Annotated in this window: 6 protein-coding genes; all 6 read left to right on the forward strand. The window is 40.9% G+C overall.

The genetic code is table 11. The features are described 5' to 3' along the window. Positions 1-145: 145 nt before the first annotated feature. Positions 146-607, forward strand: coding sequence for a PIN domain-containing protein (locus CHB71_RS18610; RefSeq protein WP_089358477.1), 462 nt, complete (start codon positions 146-148; stop codon positions 605-607). After that, a complete protein-coding gene (locus CHB71_RS18900) occupies positions 591-752 on the forward strand; it encodes a hypothetical protein (RefSeq protein WP_179213473.1) in 162 nt (53 codons plus the stop codon). The genes CHB71_RS18610 and CHB71_RS18900 overlap by 17 nt, the downstream gene beginning before the upstream one ends. Positions 753-1,050: 298 nt before the next feature. Further along, a complete protein-coding gene (locus tag CHB71_RS18615) occupies positions 1,051-1,407 on the forward strand; it encodes a type II toxin-antitoxin system RelE/ParE family toxin (RefSeq protein ID WP_089358478.1) in 357 nt (118 codons plus the stop codon). After that, entirely contained in the window at positions 1,397-1,687 is a 291-nt protein-coding gene (locus CHB71_RS18620) for a helix-turn-helix transcriptional regulator (protein ID WP_089358479.1), read from the forward strand. The genes CHB71_RS18615 and CHB71_RS18620 overlap by 11 nt, the downstream gene beginning before the upstream one ends. Positions 1,688-1,948: 261 nt before the next feature. Further along, positions 1,949-2,452, forward strand: coding sequence for a hypothetical protein (locus CHB71_RS18625; RefSeq protein WP_144017497.1), 504 nt, complete (start codon positions 1,949-1,951; stop codon positions 2,450-2,452). Positions 2,453-2,860: 408 nt separating this feature from the next. Continuing rightward, positions 2,861-3,646, forward strand: coding sequence for a hypothetical protein (locus CHB71_RS18635; protein WP_089358482.1), 786 nt, complete (start codon positions 2,861-2,863; stop codon positions 3,644-3,646). The last annotated feature ends 322 nt before the right edge of the window (positions 3,647-3,968 follow it).

Below are 3,968 nucleotides of genomic sequence, written 5' to 3' on the forward strand. Positions count from 1 at the left end.
CAGTTCTTCGTGGATACCGTTGCGGAGGTTGGGCAGTTTCGCTAGTTTAGTGCTCTTTACAACTGGTGGGCATACTCTCGCTAGTTAGACGTTACCTGTCACCTGAGCCAGTTGCAGAGATCAGTGCGTTTGGCGAACTTTGGACATGATCAAACGGATTTATATCGACACCTCAGTATTTGGAGGATATTTCGACACTGAGTTTGACGAACCAACTGAGAAATTCTTTGAAGTCTTAAAGACTCAGAATATCACAGTCTTGGTATCTGATATCCTCGAACTTGAAATTTATAATGCTCCCGATCGTATTGTTGAACTCTATGAGTCATTGAAGAACAATGAAAGAGTCGAACTAACTGAAGAAGCCAGGCAACTTGCTGAACTGTATATTTCAGAGAACGTAGTTGGACGAACAAGTATGGCTGACTGCCAACATATTGCCCTTGCAACAATTTACAAGGCTGACGTACTTGCCAGTTGGAACTTTAAGCATATAGTTAACCTTGAACGTATAAGAGGATATAATTCCATTAACTTTAGGGAAGGATATCAGATGACTGAGATCCGAACACCGAAGGAAATTTTTAGAGATGAAGACAGCAACTAGAACACAAACGATGGTAGAACGAATGAGGGAAATTCGTGATCAGGTTAGCCATGATATCATGAACATGTCATTAAGTGAGGAACGTGCCTATTTAGCTGAACAACTCAAAAAATTGAAGGCAAAACGTAAAAAGGCGAACAGGTAACAGGCACTAGCGCGAATATGCCTGTGTGCTTTCTGTCAATTTCAATGCAACTAGACCGCTTCACCGCCCATTCTGCTACTTTCATTTCCCCTCGCTCCTTTCATCTTTCTGGACTGAGTCTTGCTGAACGCAGTTCTCCGTAGATGCCGTTGTAGGTGTTGGGCAGCTGCGCTATCTTAGCGCTCTTTACAACTAGTGGGCATACTCTCGCTAGTTAGACGTTACAGCGCATTGTCTTCTATACGCATATCTCCCGAACTAACTTGATAACAAGTAACTTTTAAGTTACCTTTGTCGTATGAACAAGATCCGAGAGGTCATTGCTTATAAACACTATTTTGAGGAATTCCTTACCAAACAACCTGCAAAGGTTCAAGACAAGATTTTCAAAATTATAGAAGCGATTGAAACTCTCGAACGAGTTCCTAGCAACTACTTAAAGCATTTGGTTGGAACTGATGGTCTTTATGAGGCTAGAATTAAACTGGGATCGAATATATGGAGGGTGTTCTGTTTTTTTGACGAAGGAAGATTGGTGATTTTGTTGAATGGGTTTCAGAAGAAAACACAGAAAACACCTAAATCTGAAATTGAGAAAGCTTTGAGAATAATGAACGAATATTATCACGACAAAACGAACGAACATGGAAACTAAATCTTGGAAAACCATTAAGGATGACGTCTACGGAAAGAAGGGAACTCCAAGACGCGACCAACTTGAACGGGAAGCTGAAGGATTAAAAGTCGGACTTTTATTACGTCAAGCACGTGAGAATAAACATTTAACCCAACAGCAACTAGGCGAACTTGTTGACAAGAAAAGAACCTACATTTCAAGAGTGGAGAACGACGGGAGTAACTTAACTCTCAAGACACTTTATGACATAGTTGAGAAAGGGCTTGGTGGGAAAGTAACAATCAGCATTGACGTATAAAACGGCGCTGTAACAAGCGATATAGCGAATGGCCAAATTGCCTATCTGATATTTCAGTGCAATCCGACCGTAAATCTGCCCATTCTGAGATTTTTGTTCTTAGTAGAACCTTCTGTGGTTCTGGACTTAGACTTGCGGAACGCAGTTCTTCGTGGCTACTGTTACGGTGGTTGGGCAGTTTCACTACATTGTGTTTTTAAAAAAGGGTATGGCCACTCGCCATATCTGGTCGTTATGCTTCATCCCGCTACTTCACAGTTCATGAGATATTCGCTACTTATTTTCTTTTTAACTCCTTTGCTAACTTTTGGACAACAAGAGTACGAACAAGCTCTAATTGAATCTGAGACTGGTGCTTACATTATTTTCACGAACGACTCTAACTCTTTCGTTCTACATCTTGACACGGCAACTGTTGAACCACTTGGTGACGGTTCTAACTTTCTAGTTCTCGTAGACAGCACTTGGACACTTCAACTTTTTTCCATTGGATATCAGAACCCTAACAACAAGGACACTGGTGAACTTGAAGTTCAGAAATCATTCCTGCTTCAGTACATGAACTATGAACTGAATTATTTCAAGAACGAAGTAAAGATGAAGGTTGAAAATCAGAGCGCAGGATGGGGACCAGTTGGCAACAAGTACTTCTTGCTTTGGCATTTTGACACACCTGAACATCCAACAGTCCAGAAACAAATGTATCTGAGCACAATAGTTTTTGACAGCTTCTTGAACATCAACGTCCCATTAACTAACGAATAAGACTTTGACGATGGAATGAACTTTCTAAAAAGAGTAGCAGGAAGCTTGGTTTTGCATGAACATCCAATTGATGTAGAAGCATTTTACAAAGAAGTCAACGGCTTGTAATACGAAAGCATAACAGGCACTAGCGCGAATATGCCTGAGTGCATTCTCCAGGTTTTAGTGCAACTCGACCGCTTCACCGCCCATCCTGCTACTTTCATTCTCTTCCCTCCTTTTCGTCTTTCTGGACTGAGACTTGTGGAACGCCGCTCTTTGTAGATACCGTTGCAGGGGTTGGACAGTTTACTCATACCCACATGCATGCGCTCTACCCTTCGTGAATCTAAAGATTTCGCTAGTTTAGTGCTCTTTACAACTAGTGGGCATACTCTCGCTAGTTGAGCGTTACCCACAATACCTTCCATGAGAAAAAGTCTGCTACTATTAACTCTGTTATTATCTATTAACTCTTTTGGACAAGATTTGAGTCAATTTCCAACTGAAATCCAACAAGTCTTCAAATACATATTAGAAGAAGAATATCTTGAACAATTTGACACACTAGCTTATCAATTCCGACCAAGAGACTGGGAAATAATTGATATTGATCAAGATGGAACAACAGAAGTGTTTCTTTGGATATATCCTCACTACAACACTAGCCCAACTATTGTTATCTACCAGCTAACAAATGACGGAGTAAACAGAATTAAAGAAGGACTTGCACCTGGACCTCTTGTTCCAAGGAACGATGAATACTACAGTTTTCACAACATCGGATCAGGAGTTGATTTTACTATTGACAAAGCAAAACCGGGAGCTGACAGCATTATGGCTGTTAGTTCAATCAAGATGAAATCCCACATAACCAGATATAAGAACTTCATCCATTTTGACAAACAAATTGACTCAGGTGGATATCTAGACATGACCCATCAAGACGAATTCAATGACGAACTTTCATGTGCTAACTTTCAAATCTCAACTCCTGACAACATTACTTCAGGAAAGATTGGGGAAGCCAACTTCTTCGTTGCGCATGTCGGGGAACTACTCTATAGATATGAAATTTCAGGATTCAATGATACTGGTCTTCTTAACAAGAGAATCACGATTGAGAAAATACCAAACAACTTTGGTGAACTAACTAACAAAAATGGAGTAGTTGGCTACCTTAACTCAAAGGGAAAATTCATAGAACTAAAATAACTGTGGGTAACAGTTGCTAGCACGAATGCGCCAGAGTGCTGTTCAAAAGTTTCATCTGATCTTCACCGCTCCGCTACCCATTCTGAAATTGCATCTCTCCTAGCAACTGTGGTGGTTCTGGGTTTTGTCTTTCTAATTGCAGTGTTTCATAGCTACCGTTGTAGGTGTTGGGCAGCTGCGCTATATTAGTATCTTTCTGCCATGCTCGGGGCGCACTCCTGCTAGCGTGGCGTTAGCTGCTAGATCTCTGCCATGAGAAAATTCATCACTCCATTTAACTTAACTGCCCTTGTCTTGCTTGGATTTGCAATTTATGGAGCCA

The organism is Ekhidna lutea, assembly GCF_900188325.1.
GTDB classification, from domain to species: domain Bacteria; phylum Bacteroidota; class Bacteroidia; order Cytophagales; family Cyclobacteriaceae; genus Ekhidna; species Ekhidna lutea.

Bases quoted from the DNA above. Each gene is read 5' to 3' on its own strand.
- CHB71_RS18610 (WP_089358477.1), top strand. From the start codon at position 146: ATGATCAAACGGATTTATATCGACACCTCAGTATTTGGAGGATATTTC.
- CHB71_RS18900 (WP_179213473.1), top strand. From the start codon at position 591: ATGAAGACAGCAACTAGAACACAAACGATGGTAGAACGAATGAGGGAA.
- CHB71_RS18615 (WP_089358478.1), top strand. From the start codon at position 1,051: ATGAACAAGATCCGAGAGGTCATTGCTTATAAACACTATTTTGAGGAA.
- CHB71_RS18620 (WP_089358479.1), top strand. From the start codon at position 1,397: ATGGAAACTAAATCTTGGAAAACCATTAAGGATGACGTCTACGGAAAG.
- CHB71_RS18625 (WP_144017497.1), top strand. From the start codon at position 1,949: ATGAGATATTCGCTACTTATTTTCTTTTTAACTCCTTTGCTAACTTTT.
- CHB71_RS18635 (WP_089358482.1), top strand. From the start codon at position 2,861: ATGAGAAAAAGTCTGCTACTATTAACTCTGTTATTATCTATTAACTCT.